This window comes from Lentilactobacillus buchneri (genome assembly GCF_018314255.1).
Lineage (GTDB): Bacteria > Bacillota > Bacilli > Lactobacillales > Lactobacillaceae > Lentilactobacillus > Lentilactobacillus buchneri.
Genome location: NZ_CP073066.1, coordinates 588,498 through 604,768 on the forward strand (window position 1 = coordinate 588,498; position 16,271 = coordinate 604,768).

Annotated in this window: 11 protein-coding genes; 2 read left to right on the forward strand and 9 right to left on the reverse strand. The window is 47.0% G+C overall.

Annotated elements, in window-relative coordinates; all coding sequences use genetic code 11:
• Positions 1 to 69 precede the first annotated feature (69 nt).
• Together hisC and KE627_RS03080 are read right to left on the reverse strand one after the other, a co-directional pair.
• Complete coding sequence (gene hisC, locus KE627_RS03075) at positions 70 to 1,182, reverse strand: histidinol-phosphate transaminase (protein ID WP_146971949.1); 1,113 nt, start codon at positions 1,180 to 1,182, stop codon at positions 70 to 72.
• Between the two features lie 295 nt (positions 1,183 to 1,477).
• Positions 1,478 to 2,062 carry a peptidylprolyl isomerase gene (locus tag KE627_RS03080; RefSeq protein WP_013728568.1) on the reverse strand — a complete coding sequence of 195 codons (585 nt, stop codon included), beginning with the start codon at positions 2,060 to 2,062 and terminating at the stop codon, positions 1,478 to 1,480.
• A gap of 154 nt (positions 2,063 to 2,216) precedes the next feature.
• Between KE627_RS03080 and KE627_RS03085 the strand changes: the two genes are divergently transcribed.
• Both KE627_RS03085 and KE627_RS03090 read left to right on the forward strand, forming a co-directional pair.
• On the forward strand, positions 2,217 to 3,467 hold the full coding sequence (locus tag KE627_RS03085) for an MFS transporter (RefSeq protein ID WP_013728569.1): 1,251 nt from the start codon (positions 2,217 to 2,219) through the stop codon (positions 3,465 to 3,467).
• 79 nt (positions 3,468 to 3,546) lie between these two features.
• Positions 3,547 to 4,590, forward strand: coding sequence for a zinc-binding dehydrogenase (locus KE627_RS03090; protein WP_013728570.1), 1,044 nt, complete (start codon positions 3,547 to 3,549; stop codon positions 4,588 to 4,590).
• Between the two features lie 289 nt (positions 4,591 to 4,879).
• Here KE627_RS03090 and KE627_RS12260 read toward each other — a convergent pair whose 3' ends face one another.
• The 7 genes from KE627_RS12260 to KE627_RS03120 all read right to left on the reverse strand — a co-directional run bounded on the left by KE627_RS12260 (position 4,880) and on the right by KE627_RS03120 (position 16,109).
• Positions 4,880 to 8,551, reverse strand: a complete 3,672-nt coding sequence (locus KE627_RS12260) for an LPXTG cell wall anchor domain-containing protein (RefSeq protein ID WP_225427165.1) — start codon at positions 8,549 to 8,551, stop codon at positions 4,880 to 4,882.
• A complete protein-coding gene (locus tag KE627_RS12265; protein WP_225427166.1) occupies positions 8,539 to 10,548 on the reverse strand; it encodes a KxYKxGKxW signal peptide domain-containing protein in 2,010 nt (669 codons plus the stop codon). Before KE627_RS12265 ends, KE627_RS12260 begins: the two co-directional genes overlap by 13 nt.
• 232 nt (positions 10,549 to 10,780) lie before the next feature.
• Positions 10,781 to 12,973, reverse strand: coding sequence for a heavy metal translocating P-type ATPase (locus KE627_RS03100; protein WP_013728572.1), 2,193 nt, complete (start codon positions 12,971 to 12,973; stop codon positions 10,781 to 10,783).
• Position 12,974: 1 nt separating this feature from the next.
• Positions 12,975 to 13,418 carry a CopY/TcrY family copper transport repressor gene (locus tag KE627_RS03105; protein WP_056938785.1) on the reverse strand — a complete coding sequence of 148 codons (444 nt, stop codon included), beginning with the start codon at positions 13,416 to 13,418 and terminating at the stop codon, positions 12,975 to 12,977.
• Positions 13,419 to 13,581: 163 nt separating this feature from the next.
• Positions 13,582 to 14,076 (reverse strand): GNAT family N-acetyltransferase, encoded by a 495-nt coding sequence (locus KE627_RS03110; protein WP_013728574.1) that lies wholly within the window; start codon positions 14,074 to 14,076, stop codon positions 13,582 to 13,584.
• Positions 14,077 to 14,339: 263 nt separating this feature from the next.
• The gene (locus KE627_RS03115) at positions 14,340 to 15,158 is read right to left on the reverse strand and encodes a hypothetical protein (RefSeq protein WP_013728575.1); all 819 of its coding nucleotides are present in this window, start codon (positions 15,156 to 15,158) and stop codon (positions 14,340 to 14,342) included.
• A 27-nt stretch (positions 15,159 to 15,185) separates the two neighbouring features.
• Entirely contained in the window at positions 15,186 to 16,109 is a 924-nt protein-coding gene (locus tag KE627_RS03120) for a GH25 family lysozyme (protein WP_013728576.1), read from the reverse strand.
• Between the last annotated feature and the right edge of the window lie 162 nt (positions 16,110 to 16,271).

Here is a 16,271-nt window from a genome sequence, read left to right on the forward strand (position 1 = left end):
ATTTCTCTTCCAATATTAAAGCGCACCAATTCAACAATAACCGTTGAGTTGGTGCGCTTTTTTAGTCAATTAATTTGTTAGGACTTCGGTCAACTTTGACAGGAAGAATTCTAATTCTGCATGAGTTCCCACGGTGACTCTAATGTGATGCGGATACCCCCAGGGCGTGCAGTCACGGACAATCACCCCATTTTTCATGAGGGCGTTGACAACGCTTATTGCATCGGGTGCGCCATCGGGAAGTTGGGCAAACACAAAATTAGCTTGGGACGGGGCAACTTTGAAGCCCAGAAGTCCCAACGACTCAACCAGTCCTTCACGATCACCGAGAATTTTTTTGCGCGCCTTATTAGATTCGGTTTGATCAAATTGAAGCGCAGCACTTGCGCCGGCGATCGCCGTTCGGTTGGTGTTGAACGGTTCTGTCACAGTATCATAAGCCTGAATTGCCTCAGGATCACCCAGCACATAACCCAGTCGGGCACCTGCCAGGCCATAGAATTTGGAAAAAGTCCGGATGACCATGACCCGTTTATTGCCAATATAGCGAAGAAAGTTCGCCAAGCTCAAGTGATCGGCAAATTGGGCATAAGCTTCATCAACAATCACCCAGACATTATCAGGTAACTGATCCATAAAAGCCTCAAGTTTGGCTGCATCGGTCAACGTCCCGGTTGGATTGTTGGGATTACAGATCCAAATCAGCTTCGTTTTGTCGGTGATCTTTTGCTGGAATTCGTCCAGATCGAACTGGTAATCATCGGTCAATGGGATTTCAATGACCTTGGCGCCCATTAATCGAGACACTTCCCGGTACAACCGGTACGACTGTCTGGCAATCAGCACCTCGTCACCGGCATTAATAAACATCTTGGCTACCGTTTCGATAATGTTGCCGGCACCACTACCCAAAGCCACATTCTCTGGTTTTAAGCCATTTTCATCCGCCAATAGCTGAATCAAATTGACAAAGTCATCTTCCGGATACCGATTCAGCGTACTAATACTTCTAATCATTGCATTCTTGGAGTGGTAGTACGGCGCATAGGGATTCTCATTAGAGCCCAACTTGACCACTTTATCCAAATGATACTTTCGAGCGACCTCATCCTCTGTTTCACCTTGAATGTATGGTTGAGTCACATTGACTTCATTTCGAAATGTTGCATCAAATTTTGCCATCATTTCACCGCCTTAATCACAAATTAAATATCTTTATAAGTCCATCCTACCGCGAATTGGTTCTGGATTGTGAATTCTTGCCCTTTAATTTGCATTAAAAAAGAGGCCGGGACATAAATGGTAAAGATGGCTGTCATTGCAACTTTGATTACCACTTGTATATGGATAAAACTTGTAACAATCGGCTGATCCCGGCCATTTAACGCATAAAGCCAGTCATTCCAAAATCCGGAATAACTGGCTTTATACGTTAAATTCTGGGATCAAATCGCCTTTCGTCCCAATCTCTTGAAAATCATTGATCAATTGTGACTGATTCCATCACAACGTCTTCATTAGGCTTGTCTTGAGCATTTTTCTCAACCTGGCTAATCTCTTTAACCACGTCCATGCCAGAGATAACCTGACCAAAAACAGTGTGTCTGAAGTCCAGCCAAGGCGTTCCGCCATTCTTGTAGGCTTCAATAATTTGTTCAGGATAACCGGCCGTCTTCATTTGAGAAATCATCCCGTCATCAACATGTTCGTTGGAAACAATGAAGAACTGGCTGCCATTGGTATCAGGGCCGGCGTTGGCCATCGACAATGCGCCGTTAATGTTGAATAACTCAGGTGAAAATTCGTCGGCAAAATTGCCACCAAAGCTGCTCTCACCACCCATGCCGGTTCCAGTTGGGTCGCCGCCTTGGATCATGAATTCAGGAATGACCCGGTGAAAAATAACGCCGTTGTAATAACCTTTTTCTGCTAAGGCAACGAAGTTTTCAACGGTCTTTGGGGCTTGTTCAGGGAACAATTGAACCACAATATCACCGTGATTGGTTTTAATGGTGGCTTTGGGTCCCTTGGCATTCTTTAAATCTAATTGAGGTAACGTCATGATATATCTCCTTTAGTTAACAAAATCTATCTTAAATGAGCTTATCACACCCAGTTCATAAAGTCAGGAACTTCGACGGTATTTCCCCCGTTTTAACCCCAATTACGGTAAAATATGGATAAAGTTTACTTTATAAAATAACGGGGTATTTGTGATGAGGGTTAATCAAGCGCACTGGCGGCGAAATATTTATTTGTTCTTGACGAGTCAATTTTTGACTGGGATTACCAGCATGATCGTTCAGTATGCCATCATTTGGTATCTAACCAAAGAAACCGGCTCGGCCACCATCCTCAGCATCGCGACAATTTTGGGCATGCTGCCGATGGCACTGCTCAGTCCATTTGTCGGACCACTGGTCGATCGCTGGAACAAGAAGGCCTTACTCATCGTTCCAGACGTGGTGGCCGCAATCTTTGCAATTATCCTGTCGGTTTCCGGCGGGGTCTTTCACGTCTTTCCAATCTGGCTGATTTTTGTGTCGCTATTAATGCGGTCCATTGCTCAGACTTTTCAAATGCCGACGATTCAATCGGTGATGCCAACGATGGTTCCCGATAAGGAATTGACAAAGCTCAACGGTCAACTCGGCATGGTCCAATCAGCCAATATGATTATTGCGCCGGCTCTCGGTGCCTTCCTATTTGCGATTATCCCCCTGCAATATCTGATTTTGCTGGACGTGCTTGGCGCCATCCTGGGTATCAGTATCTTGATTTGGGTCCAGATTCCCAACAACGAAAAGATCGACGCTGCTCTGCATATGCTGCACAACACCAAGCTTGGCGTTCAACAACTCATGCACAATAAGGGGCTCTGGTACATTACCATCACCGGAGCAGTCTTCACCCTGCTGTACATGCCGGCGGCCAGCATGTATCCGCTAATGACAATGAAATATTTCCAGGGAACCGTTGGCCAAGCTGGCTTTATCGAAGCTTTGTACTCCGGTGGGATGCTGGTTGGCGGGGCCATCATCGGTATCTGGGGCAACTGGTCCGACAGAATGAAACCAGTGATCATTGCATTCTTCCTTGTCGGCATCCCTACCGGTTTAAGTGGCCTGCTTCCCGGTAACCAGACCGGGTTTATGTGGTTTGCCATTTTAAATGTCGTCGAAGGAATTGCCACACCGTTTTTCAACACGCTCTTGATGGCGATGATTCAGCAGAGTTACCCGCCTCAGCAACTGGGACGAGTCCTGGGGGTACTAAATTCCCTAATGAGTTTAACCGGGCCAATCGGACTGATTTTCGCCGGCCCCCTTGCCGATGCATTGGGAGTTGAGATGCTCTTTGTCATCGCCGGGATTGGCACGGTCATTTGTGGGATTTTTGCCTTGATGATCCCAATCATGCGAGAATATGATTTAAAACTTCAAGCCCGACTCGCCAAAGAAGATTAATTTTAAATTGGTAGTTGCCTTAAAGTGGACTTCAAGGTCTACAATGACTTTGTAAATAAATGTAAGGGGAGATTATTTGATGAAATCAACATTATTTGTAAAACCAGGAAAAGTTGAAATTGAAGAGATTGACAAGCCAACCATCCAAGCTGATGACGACGTTATTTTACACATTGTCCGTGCCTGCGTCTGTGGATCTGATTTGTGGGCTTACCGTGGCTTGGAAGATAAGGAACCCAATTCCGAAAACAGCGGCCACGAAGCAATTGCGATCGTTGATCAAGTCGGCAAAGACATTACTACCGTTCAGCCCGGCGACTTTGTGATTGCCCCATTTACCCATGGATGTGGACACTGTGCTGCCTGCCGTGCCGGTTATGAAGGCAGCTGCCAAACTCATAGCGATAACTTCAGTTCCGGCTACCAAGCCGAATATGTGCGTTACCAGCACGCTGAATGGTCACTGGTCAAGATCCCTGGGAAACCAGCCGATTACAGCGATGGCATGTTGAACTCGCTGTTGTCGTTGGCTGACGTTATGGCAACCGGCTATCATGCTGCCCGGGTTGCCAACGTCAAAGCTGGTGACACAGTTGTCGTTGTCGGTGACGGTGCCGTTGGCCTGTGTGGCGTGATTGCTTCTCAAATGCGGGGTGCCAGCCGGATCATCGCAATGAGCCGCCATGAAGATCGTCAAAAATTGGCTACTGAATTTGGTGCAACTGATATTGTCCCTGAACGAGGCGACGAAGCAGTTGCCAAAGTCATGGCATTAACCAACGGTGCCGGCGCGGATGCCGTACTGGAATGTGTTGGCTCTGAGCTTTCAACCGAAACTGCCATGAAGGTTGCTCGTCCAGGCGCAATCGTTGGCCGAGTTGGTCTGCCGCATACCAAGAAGACTGACCTCAGCAGTTCGTTCTATGGCAACCTTGGCATTGCCGGAGGTCCAGCTTCAGTAACCACCTACGATAAATCAGTCCTGTTGAAGGCTGTCTTAGACGGTGACATTCACCCAGGCAAGGTCTTCACCAAGCGCTTCAATCTGGATGAAATTGACGATGCTTATCAAGCAATGGCTAAACGTGAAGCTATTAAGTCGCTGGTTGTTGTTCAAGATTAATAAGAGTGTGAAAGAGGACGTTTAGCAATTGAAATTTAAGCCCCTCCAGACGGAAACCGAGTCAGGTTTTCGGGTGGAGGGGCTTAAAATTTGGTTGCTGTCCTCTTGAACACATTTAATCCAAATAACAGTAAGACACCAAGAAACCGAGTCAGGTTTTCGGCTGGTGGCGCTTAAATTTCAATTGCTGCCCTCTTTCACACATTTCAACTAGATATCAATAGAACCCAAGAGAGGCCAGGACACAACTAACAATCAGTTGTGTCCCGGCCTCTAGTCTTTTGGCTGATTATTCTCTTTTCCGCTTCTTACCAAATCCAAGCCAACCAAACATTGCCAATAAGATCATGCCAATGATTGAAACCGCTTGGCCAGTTTCGGTATCACCAGTTTGTGGTAAGGCTGCTTGTCGGCCTTCGTTAGTTCCTTTCTCTGTAGCTGCTTGGCCAACAGCTTGGGTTGTTGCTTGCTTAGCTTGGCCAGCTTGAGCATCGTTAGCAACCACTTTGCCAGGATCATTGACCTTCAATTGTTCTTTGCTATTTTGAGGGTCTTTTGCGGTTTGCTTCTTCGGTGCTTCAGGTGCCTTTTCGCCAGTCTTGATCATTCCCGGTTCCTGAGACTCGGTCGTGTCTTCATGAACAACATTCTCCTGCGGTGTCGGATTTGTCTCATTTGGCGTACCAGGTGTATTCGGTGTTGGCGTCGGAGTTCCCGGAGTTGGCGTGCTTGGTGTTGGAGTGATCGGCTTGTTAGGATCCACGTTGCCACCAGGCGTTACCGGATTCTCAGCCTTCTTCGGTGCCACTGGGGCAACCGGTTCTTGTGGCTGGTCAAGGTTTGGCTGGTAGTCTGCCACGACTGTCGTTCCAGCTTCAGGTGCGGTTGGACCGGTCACATCAACCACTTTGGTTCCGTTATTTTCGACTGGTGCCACCGGCGCAACTGGCTGTTCCGCGTCGTTGGTTGGGCGGGTTTCATCCAAAATTGGTTGGGCTGGTTCCTTGGCCTTTTCATCAACGTTGACGACTTTAATTGCGGCCAACAATGGTTCCGTATAGCCCATTTGATTAACCCCGACAACGTATGAGTTGTAAGCCACTTCATCTTTGAGTTTGTCGTTTAACTCGCCAACCCCAACCTGTTTGCCGGCTTCAGCATATTTCGAGATAAAGGTCGATTTGTCTGGAACTGCCAAGTTAAAGGTAATCCCTTCTGCCGGACGGCCATTGATGGTTTGCCCTGAAGTGCCGGGAAGCATGATTCTAAAGGCGGTGATCTTCGACCAGTCGGTCACTGAATTTTCCAGCTGCCAAGTCACTGCACTCAGATCCTTCAACAGATTTGCCTGGTCCTCAGTGGTGTAGTAAACGTTGACTTTCCCTGTCCAATCGGCCGGCAGAACAACCGGACCAGTCAAACCGGCCGTATAGGTCGAAGTTCTCACATCAGATGTTGAGACACCTTCAATTGAACCGGCTTGCGGTAAGAAATCAAGTAAGTCAAGCTGTGACAAACTCTCGTCCGTATTGTCGGTAAAGGTAATCTTGACGGTCGCCTGCTTACCGGTTTCAACTGCAACGGCGTGGTGATAATCACCTTTGTCGCTTTGGCTGACCAATTGATTGCTCTGCAGTTTGGAATCTTTATCCAAAATGTAGTAGTTACCTGATGTAATCAAAGGTGTCTTGGTATCAATCAAACCGGTTGTCGAGCCGTCCGCAATTTTTTGGGTCGTTGACAGCGTGGCATTATTAATCGCTGGGACTGAGACAATATAATTCTCAGTATCGGGACCAACATTAATGAAGTTCTGGAAAACCATATCTTTTGGCGCACTCTTATCAATGTTGACAATCACCCGAGTCGCGCCGTTCTTTCCTGGTGTTAAGTTGGAGATGTCTGTCCAGACAATCTTAAGCACCTGTTGACCAGAACCTTTAAAGTTATCAATAACTGAGTATTGGTTACCAAACGGAATGACGCCGGACTGTTTTGAGGCGGCTGCATCGAACGTGACACCCTTTGGCAGAACTGTGTAAGTCTCAAATGGCGTGTCTCTGGCAACCAGGTTACCGAGCGAACTCTTGTCCAACACAAACCCAAGGGTCAATTGATGAGCACCAGTCTCAAGAACTGAGCCCGTGGCCTTGCCGTCCAGGAAAATCGCAGAAGTCACGTAACGACTGGCATTTTTATTTGGCGCCGCAATTTCGATTGTTGACGGGTTGAGGAATTGCCAGACAACCCCCGGCCAACCTGATCCTTCATCGATGGAGGCTTGCTGTTCGGCCTCGTCCTTTGCCAGCCAACGCCATAAGCCTTCAGGGGCATTGGCATCCGACACCCAATCCTGCAAACTCACATAGGTTCTGGCATTCGACCAACTGACCTTAGGGGTCATCTGATGCACGATCGTTCCAGGCGTTGCGCCTGATTTGACGACAGTTTTGAAGTAGACGCCGCCATAGGTGCCATGCGGTGCCCAGGATCCGGCAGGTAAGCCACCATCTTCAGGAGATTTCAACAGATCCCGTTTCAAAATCGTTCTTTGAGCACCGTTCTTATCGGTAATGGTGATTGTATCATTCTTATAAGCCTTGTACGGGTAATCCGGATATTGGTAGATACTTTCCCGACTAATGGTATCCGGATTCTTTGGAATGTCACCCATGCCCTTCTTATGCATATAGAGATACAATTCGACCACATTCTTTGTCGGATCAAGTCCGGCTGCCAATAATTGTTGGCGATTGATATAGATGTACCCGACAGAACCATCGTTGCCGCCAGTCGCAAAGATTGGGTTACCATCTTTATCCTTTTCGACATCTGAGGTGATGGTTGGCAGATTATCAAATAAAGTGTGGTACTGGTTCTGTCCCTCACCCTCATATTTCACAGCCAGTGACAAGTATGGATTTTCCTTGAAGTACGTCCATTCGCCGACCACCCCAGATGGTGTCTTGGAATCCTTGATACTATTTGAAGGCAGGTAGACAAAGTTGTGGATGATAACCGTCTCTAAATCCTCACGCGGATCGATCGACTGGTGGAGTGCATAATAGTTAAAGTCACGCAGCCGTTCGTTTTGGGGAACTTCCGGATCTACATCATTAAATAGAAATAGCGGCAGCAAAGCATCATAGAATTCCAAGACAGCGTTCGCGTCGGAATAAACTTGTGGGTCCGGATTGAGCAAATCCCTATCCGCCAATGCGCCAAAACCGTCTTTTGAGCCGTAGTGAACCATCGGTTTCCAACTCCCACCAGTCACGTTCCAAGTGGTTGGATCATGCGGCAGTACCATGGTAGCCGCGATCTTGTCCATTAGCTGATTGATTGGCTGGGCACCTTGGAAAGTGAAACCGACCCCGACATCAGTCTTAAGCCACTGGAAGTTGGCGGCATCTTTGTTGACCTTGGCGATCACTTGGAACTTCAGGGTTTGGTCCTTGGCAATTTGATCCGCCACGTCACCGGCCTTAATTGTCCATTTAAGAACGGTTGCCGGAGACCCATCTTTCAGTTGGCCGGTCGAAATTTCCGGAGCTGAGTCAATCAAACCGTTTTCAGCGGTTCCTTTAGTCATCCCAACATAGGTCTGCTCGCCCGCCAGATAGTAATAAACGTTCACATCACTACCTGGTTCCAGCAGTGCATTCTTTGGTTGGGCGGTTGGGATCGTCACACTGAAGTCCCAAACGGCCTGATCTTCTTGAGCCGGATTCTTATATTCGTTACCATAGGAATCTGTGTAGACGTTAGCCGGGGTGTTGGTCACCATTGCCGAATACGCCATGGCCATCGTCTGTGAGGCACTCAGGGTGACAGGCGCTGAGATTTCGTCAGCCTTAAATGAGATGCCCATCGTGACCGTTTGGCCATTGATCACACTGCCCTTTTCGGTGCCATAAACATAGTGAAGGTCTTGAGCGACACCACTTTCTAATGTATCCAATGGTAGGTCAATGTCTTAGTGGTGGCATCATAAACCGGTGTCACGCCGGCAATTGCGTACTGGGCGAGATCGCTGGCATCAAAGGAGAGGCCTTTGTCGGTTGGTAAGTTAACCACCATTTCCGCGTTTGTGTAAATTGTCCGGATCCCATTGGCATCAAAATGCAGATCAAATACGCCGTTATCGCCGACATCAACTATTTTAGCAGTCGGTGTAACCTGGATGCCGGGTAGGATCGGATTAGCAGTCTTTTCCGGCGCACTTTCCGCTACCGCTTTCTCGAATGCCATTGCCTTGGCGTAAGTTTCATCCCAGACTTTCATTTCTTCTTGGTAACTCTTCAATTCAATCAGATACTGGTCATTTAACTCAGCCAAACGGGTGGTTAAGGTATCATAAGCCCCCTGGGCAACACTATACCTCTCGGCCAGTCTGTCGTGAACGGCTTTAACGGCATCAAAATCAGCTTTCAATTGATTGTAAGCATCGGTCTTGGCGATAAAGTCAATTCCGGCATCGGTAAATTGTTTTTCCAGGTTTGCAAAGGTGGTGTGAGCTTGTTGATACTGCTGATTGATTTTTTGATATTCAGCGTCGATTGCTTTGAATTGATCGGCAGTTGCCTTTTGTTTTTGATCAGCATCCTTGAACTGCGGCTGCAGGTCGTCGATTTGCTTTTGAGCGGCGTCATATTGGGTCTTAACTGTCTGGTATTCCGCTTCGGTCTTTTCATAATCTGCCTTGGTCTGCAGATAATGGTCCTGGATCGCCTTAAACTGAGCATCGGTGGAGGTTCCCTGTCCTTTCTCATACTGAGCTCGGGCAGCTTCATACGCACTTCTGGCTGTTTCATATTTGGCGAGGGCACTGTCGTACTCGGTCTTTTGAGCCGTATGGGTGGTGACCGCAGCTTCCACCTTATCCTTGGCAGCTCGGTAGTCAGCGGCTGCTTTGTCATTCAATGCCTTGGTCTGATCGTAATCCTGTTTCTTTTGATCGTAAGCGGTTTTGGCAGCTTCATATTCGGCCTTAGCTTTCTCATAGGCCGCCTTTTCGCTGGAATACTGGGTTTGATTAACCTGATATTTTTCAAGCGCCTGGTTATATTCGGCCAGTTTGTCCTTATAGACGGTTAATTGTTGATCATAAGCATTCTTGGCCTGATCCAGCTGGTTGGTAATGATGCCGTAGAGTTTCTTGCTGGCGTTATACACGTTGACCGCTTGATCATATGACAAATCTTCGGCAACGGTTGGCTCCGTAGTTGCCTGAGCTGGCGTCGGTGTGGCTTCAGCTGTCTTAGATTCCGGTGCCTGAGTTTCTCCTGCCTTGGTGTCAGCTGCCTTGGTTTCTGTTTCCTTGGTTCCGGTTTCCTTAGTTTCTGCTGCTTTATCAGCGGTGGTATTGTTGGATGTTGATGGCTTGGCAGCTGGCTGGTTAGTGTCAGTCTCAGCTGCTTTTGTCGGCTGGGCTGCTTGAGGCGTCGCTGTTGCCTGAGCAGGCTGTTGGGCTGCCTGTGATGTACCTGGGTTGGCAGCTTCCGTCTGACCGGAATTGACCGGTTGTGACTGTGGCTCAGTTGTTGACTCGGATTGGGCCTTTGGAGTCTGCGCAGTCGTTGACTGTTGGGTCTCAGCTGCTGGCGCCGGTTGAGCAGTTTGTGGTGCTGGCGTCGCTGTTTGGTCTGCAGTCGTCGTAGTTGCCGTAGCCGGTTGGGCTGCTGGTTTCTGTGTGGCAGCTGGAGTGGTTGCTGCTGTCGGTGCACTCGTAGTTGTCTTAACCAGTTCAGGAGTTGCAGTCGCACTATTACCCGCATTTCCTTGGGCGGTCGGCGTTGTGTCTGCAGATGCGTCGGTGACCGTACTTAACTGGCTGCCAACGCCAAAGGCAGCGACCGTTAAGCCGGCAATCATCCATCGCTTGCCCGCTTTATACATCTTATAATGTTTAGCAGTAACATCCTCCTGATTAATAATTCCCCTGTTTGATGATTTCATTGTTTTTTCCTCCAAAAATGACAGTAAAGTTGTCTGCTTCCCCTTAGCAATATTGACATCATTTCTTTTACAATATAATTATATCAGGCGTATAAAGATAAGTCATAAGTAATGACCTAATCCCGGTATGACAAGTTTTCATCATATTTTTCCATTACTCATCAATTATCGTAACGTGCAAAAAAAGAACGGTTATGATAACCATAACCGTTCTGATATTGAAGCGCGTTAATTAATTCCTAATTTTTTCAGCGGTCAATCCCATTGCATTCAAGGCCACGATGATGGTTGACATTGCCATTACAGCAGCCCCAACGGCGGGATCCAAAATGATGCCGGCAAATGCTAAGATACCAGCTGCCAGTGGGATGGCAATAATGTTGTAACCGGCTCCCCACCAGAGGTTCTGAACCATTTTTCGGTTGGTAATCTTGGCTAAATCAAGGAAGTGAAGAATGTCACTGGGTTCTGATTTAACCAGGATAACGTCGGCCGAATCAATCGCCACGTCGGTCCCGGCACCAATTGCCACGCCAATGTTGGCTTCTGCCAGACTTGGCGCATCGTTAACACCATCACCGACCATAATGACGTGATTGCCCTTTGCCTGGTACTCAGAGACAATTTTTTGCTTGTCATTCGGCAGCAATCCAGCATGAAATTCGTCCAAGCCAAGCAGTCCGGCAACGTGTTCGGCTGCTTTTTGATTATCACCGGTTAACATCACTGGCGTAATGCCACGTTGTTTCAATCCGGCAATCAGCTCTTTGGCCCCGTTCTTAATCGTATCTCCTTCGGCAACCATCCCTAAAACCTGTTGGCCTTGAAGCAGGAAACTAACCGAGTTGCCTTTGGCTGCCCATTGATCGGCAGTCGCGTTATCAAATGAAATCCCGTTTTTTGTCAGATAGTTACCGTTGACGATCGTATAATTCTGGCCGTCAATCTCGCCTGAAATGCCGACACCAGGGATGTTTTGCGAATTGTTAGCAGCCTGAACCTTGATGCCCTTTTCTTCGGCAGCAGCAATAATAGCCTGTGCCAGCGGATGGGTAGAATTGCTTTCAAGGGCTGCCAATTTACTTAACAGTGATTGTTCATCAGTATTTGCTGCTGGTACCAGGGCGTTGACAGTGAATTTACCTTCCGTCAGCGTTCCCGTCTTATCCAACAGCACATGACTGACGTGTTGACTGGCTTCAATAGCTTGACGATTCCGTACCAGCAAACCATTTTGCGCACCAATCGACGTTGAACGAGCGACAACCAATGGAATAGCCACTCCCAAGGCATGTGGACAAGCGATCACAAAGACTGTAACCATTCGGGTTAAACCGGTCGATAGTCCCTGGGGTAACCAGGCAAAGAACGCGATGATTCCCACTGATAAGGCGGCATAGAAGAGATACTTGGCAACCAAATCAGCCCGATCCTCAGCCTTTGATTTCGACTGTTGGGCCTCCTGAACCATTTTCATCACTTGTGACAAATAGCCGGATTCACCGGTCCCGGTGATTTCAACTGTCAACGTTCCGTTATTGTTGGTAGCACCACCAATGACTTTGTCGCCAACATTCTTGTTAACAGCGGCAGATTCACCAGTCACCAAGGCTTCATTAACGGTTGATTGACCATTGGTAATGGTGCCGTCAGCAGGAATACTTTCACCTGAGCGAACTTGAAATGATTGACCAACTTGCAGATCTGATACTTGAACATCTTTGGTTTCCCCATTTTCAGTTACCAAATGAGCGGTCTTCGGCAATAGAGCAGCCATCTTTTCAACGGCATCGCCGGCACCCATGACCGCGTTCATTTCCAACCAATGACCCAACAGCATAATTAGAATCAAGGTTGCCAGCTCAAACGAGAAGTCCATCACATGAGTGGCAGTGTGCATCAAGTTATTGGCAATGAATGCATAAATACTGTAAAAATATGAAACTGAAATACCTAACGTAATCAGGGTCATCATTGCCGGTGCCTTACTCTTAACTTCAGCCCAGGCGCCCTTTAGAAATGGTGAGCCGCCGTAAAAATATAGTGCCGTATCAAATAAAAGAATCGCAATTCCTTCAATGAGTGGGGCGTGGAAGTTCAACACAGCGACGTCCAACCCCATGATGGGTGCTAAGAGTAATACGGGAATCGCCAAGACCACTGAGACCCAAAACTTTTGTTTCAGGTTACCCATGTGCATCATTTGACCGCCATGCATCATCATGTCGCCACCCATATCCATGCCGGACATGTCCATATCGCCATGATCCATCTGCATTTTTGAATGATCCATTTGACTCATGTCATGGTCCATATTCATCTTAGAATGATCCATGCTGCTCATATCATGGTCCATATTCATCTTAGAATGATCCATGTTGTCCATATCATGATCCATATTCATCTCATCTTTATTATTTGCCATTTTAACGATCCTCCTCACATGTCATTTTCCCCGGCAGACAGTTGCATTGAACCATTTCCGGAGCATCCTTGGCTTTCTCAGCCAATATCTGCTGCAATTCTGCAATGTCACTTTTTGACAATTCGCGTGTCTTGATCACTTGGGCAATTGTAGAGCCGGCTCGCATCGCGCACATATGATCAAATAAATCGTCCGCCGCAGCGGACATTGATTCCTTTTCGCCGACGACCGGTTTAAAGGTAAATGGTCGACTATCGCCGATTTGTTCAACAGCGCCCTTTTTAATCAATCGGTGCAAGAGTGTCTTAGTTGTTGAGTCAGACCAGCCCTGTAGTTCGTTCATCGCGTCGATCAGCTCACGACTGGTTGTCGACCCCATTGTCCAAATTGCCCGCATAACTTCCCATTCAGAATCGGTGATGGTAACATTTTTAGCATCTATCATTTTGATAACCTCATTTTATTTTTCTTTTAAAGTTTACATTTGTAGCTCTCAACAACTACAGTTTACATCTGTAGCCTATAAGATGCAACCATTTCTGTTTGAAAATTCTGTTTCATCCACAAAAAAGGCGACTGGGACGTGTCCCAATCACCGTTCACTCACATTAAAAATGTTTCCCCAAAATATCCAAACTGCGCCGTTGCCCATCCATTTCGGCAACATCTGGCAAATGTCCCCAAACCGTAAATCCATTGTGGATAAAGAGCTTTTGGCTCGGCAGGTTATGGCTGAAAATGAAGGCAACCAGGGCATCCAGCCCGAGGCGTTCCAATTCTCCACTGACAAAGTCGATTGCCTGCTGTCCCAAGCCTTGGTGACGATAATTTGCGTCAATGTAAATACTAATCTCAGCAGTCTTGTGGTATGCTGGTCGGCCATAAAATGATTCCAAGCCAACCCACCCGGCTATTTGATCGTCAACCTTCATGACCCACAACGGTCGGGTTTCATGATTGAACTCAGCAAACCAGTTCTCACGAGAGGCAACCGAAACCGGCTCTAAATCGGCGGTAGCAAGGCGACTGGGAATAATCTCATTATAGATTTCAACAATTCGTGGCAGTTCATCGTGCGTTGCATATTCAAATCTGACTGACATTCCATGACCTCATTTTTTGTATTATCCATCTATTTTACGTCAGGCAATCCCGAGGCGCAATATCACGCCAACGTGTCACAAATGAACAAAAGAGGACGGGATATTACTCGTTATGGAGGCTTTCATTGCAACTAGGATTACTACTTTGAAAACTTGCGGCGGCCATTCAACGAAGAAACGCAGTCATTCCAAAGTCCGGAATAACTGCGTTTCTTCGTTAAATGCTGGGATCAAATCGCCTGTAACTTCAATTTCTTTTTGACTTATTTCATACTGGCAGCCATCCGAATTGCGACGGCGGGATCGGTTGCCTGCAGTCGATAGACAACACTGCCAGCCTGCCAAGTAATCACTTGAGCTGAACTGCCAACGTTGAATTTGACGACTCCTTGGGTATTCGGTGCCGGTAATGAGTAGCTTTCAAACATATTGACACTTGAAAGTGCTAATTTCTTCGGCGTCGTGTTATTCACGGGACTGCCATGAACACTAATCGACCAGTTGCCCTCGTTCCAAGAAATGTATTGCTGACCGGCTCCTGATTGAGTATGACCAACAATCCCGTGACCAAGGTCAACTTTCGGGAGCCCTTTAATTTCTGAAGCAGCCGTATAATCGACATGACTTTGAGCTTCCGAAGCTGAAGAGTAGCTGCGTTTGGCTAAGACCGCATACGGCTTCTCAGCTTTCAAACTACTGTCGTTGAGCGCGAGTGCATCATTACCAACGCTGTAGTATATGGTACTGTTGGTAGAATTCCCATTATATCTGATATGAACGTTCTTGGATGAATCGTTCAGTCCCGAATTTTGTGGCAATAACGTATCTGACAACTTACTTGACAGATCCTTAGTCAGCGATGAGAAATCGTACGATTGACCGTCTGATTGAGCGTTGCTGTCAGAAGAAGCTGTTGAGGCACTTTGTCCGCTGGTGGTATCAGAGCTGGTGGTCGAACTGCTTGAGTTCTGCATATCGGTCTTTGATTCATTATTAGAACTTTGTTTACCGGAATTGCCATTACTGCAGCCGACAAGAACCAGACTCAGTAATAACACTCCACCTAATTTATAGAGCTTCATCGTTTCCCTCCAAATTGTTTGCGTGAATTATTGTACGAAATTCTTATTGGCAGTTAAGTAGCGGCCGTCGGCAGTTTCAAAATAGTATGAACCACTGTCTCGTTTGTGAATTACCGTCACGTTAACTTTGGTTCCCGGCTGAACTTTAACAACCCGGTTGGCTTTCTTAAAGCTGGTTGAATCATACAGGTACAGTTTCTGAGTGGTCGTGACGCTGCTGACAACGTCGGTGAAATAAGTTGGTTGCGCAGTATCAGCTGACTGAGCTCCGCCGATCCACCAAGTAATTGGCTTGCTGGAATTCAGAATTGTGCTGGCGTCAACTGATTCTTTCAATGCGGGAACGTACTTCTTATTAGTGTACTGCCACAAATCGGTTTGAATGGTTGGCCGTGAAGAATAATTGGCGATCCATTGGGCATCAAAATTCTTTCTGGCGGTGTTGGCATGAGCCGTTGCAAAGGACTGGTAGGAATAAAAGATTAATTTCTTACCGGTTAATGAACGCATTTGGTCGTACCAGGCCTTAACAGCAGCATTGCTTGAACCTGAAGTCACGTCATTTTCTTCGTAGTCCAAAACGTAGAATTTGGCGTTCTTGTTGGAATTTTGATAGAAGACGTTGGCTTCATTACGGGCACTGGCCGCACTGGTGAAGGTGGCGTAATCATATTCACCAAATGGAATGCCATATTGGACGTATAAATTGGTGTTATTGGTCGCGTACTTGTCTTGATAGTTAGCGCCATATTGCCGGCGGTTAATAATGAAGGAAACCTGACTCTTCAAGTTTGAAACTTTCGAAGCCGTTAATTTCCCCTGCCACTCTGAAATATCTGGAATGACAGTTGTGGCAGCCGATGCCTTAACTGCCCCAAAAATCGAAACCGATAAGATAACGGTCAAAATCGATAGGATGATCGCCCGTCCCTTTTTCCTCAATGAACTCATTTAAAACCACTCCGCATTTATTTATTTGCTTACGCCAAATTCAATTAGCTAAACAGTTGTCGTCAATTTCTCTACCAACATATGACAGAATGGGTTTGAGCACAAGAAGCCCAGCAGTAAGCAAAAAGAATATTACAGAGCTGAGTCGCGTCATAAAGCCTC

Bases quoted from the DNA above. Each gene is read 5' to 3' on its own strand.
- KE627_RS03085 (WP_013728569.1), top strand. From the start codon at position 2,217: ATGAGGGTTAATCAAGCGCACTGGCGGCGAAATATTTATTTGTTCTTG.
- KE627_RS03080 (WP_013728568.1), bottom strand. From the start codon at position 2,062: ATGACGTTACCTCAATTAGATTTAAAGAATGCCAAGGGACCCAAAGCC.
- KE627_RS03110 (WP_013728574.1), bottom strand. From the start codon at position 14,076: ATGTCAGTCAGATTTGAATATGCAACGCACGATGAACTGCCACGAATT.
- hisC (WP_146971949.1), bottom strand. From the start codon at position 1,182: ATGGCAAAATTTGATGCAACATTTCGAAATGAAGTCAATGTGACTCAA.
- KE627_RS03115 (WP_013728575.1), bottom strand. From the start codon at position 15,158: ATGAAGCTCTATAAATTAGGTGGAGTGTTATTACTGAGTCTGGTTCTT.
- KE627_RS12265 (WP_225427166.1), bottom strand. From the start codon at position 10,548: ATGAAATCATCAAACAGGGGAATTATTAATCAGGAGGATGTTACTGCT.
- KE627_RS03120 (WP_013728576.1), bottom strand. From the start codon at position 16,109: ATGAGTTCATTGAGGAAAAAGGGACGGGCGATCATCCTATCGATTTTG.
- KE627_RS03100 (WP_013728572.1), bottom strand. From the start codon at position 12,973: ATGGCAAATAATAAAGATGAGATGAATATGGATCATGATATGGACAAC.
- KE627_RS03105 (WP_056938785.1), bottom strand. From the start codon at position 13,418: ATGATAGATGCTAAAAATGTTACCATCACCGATTCTGAATGGGAAGTT.
- KE627_RS03090 (WP_013728570.1), top strand. From the start codon at position 3,547: ATGAAATCAACATTATTTGTAAAACCAGGAAAAGTTGAAATTGAAGAG.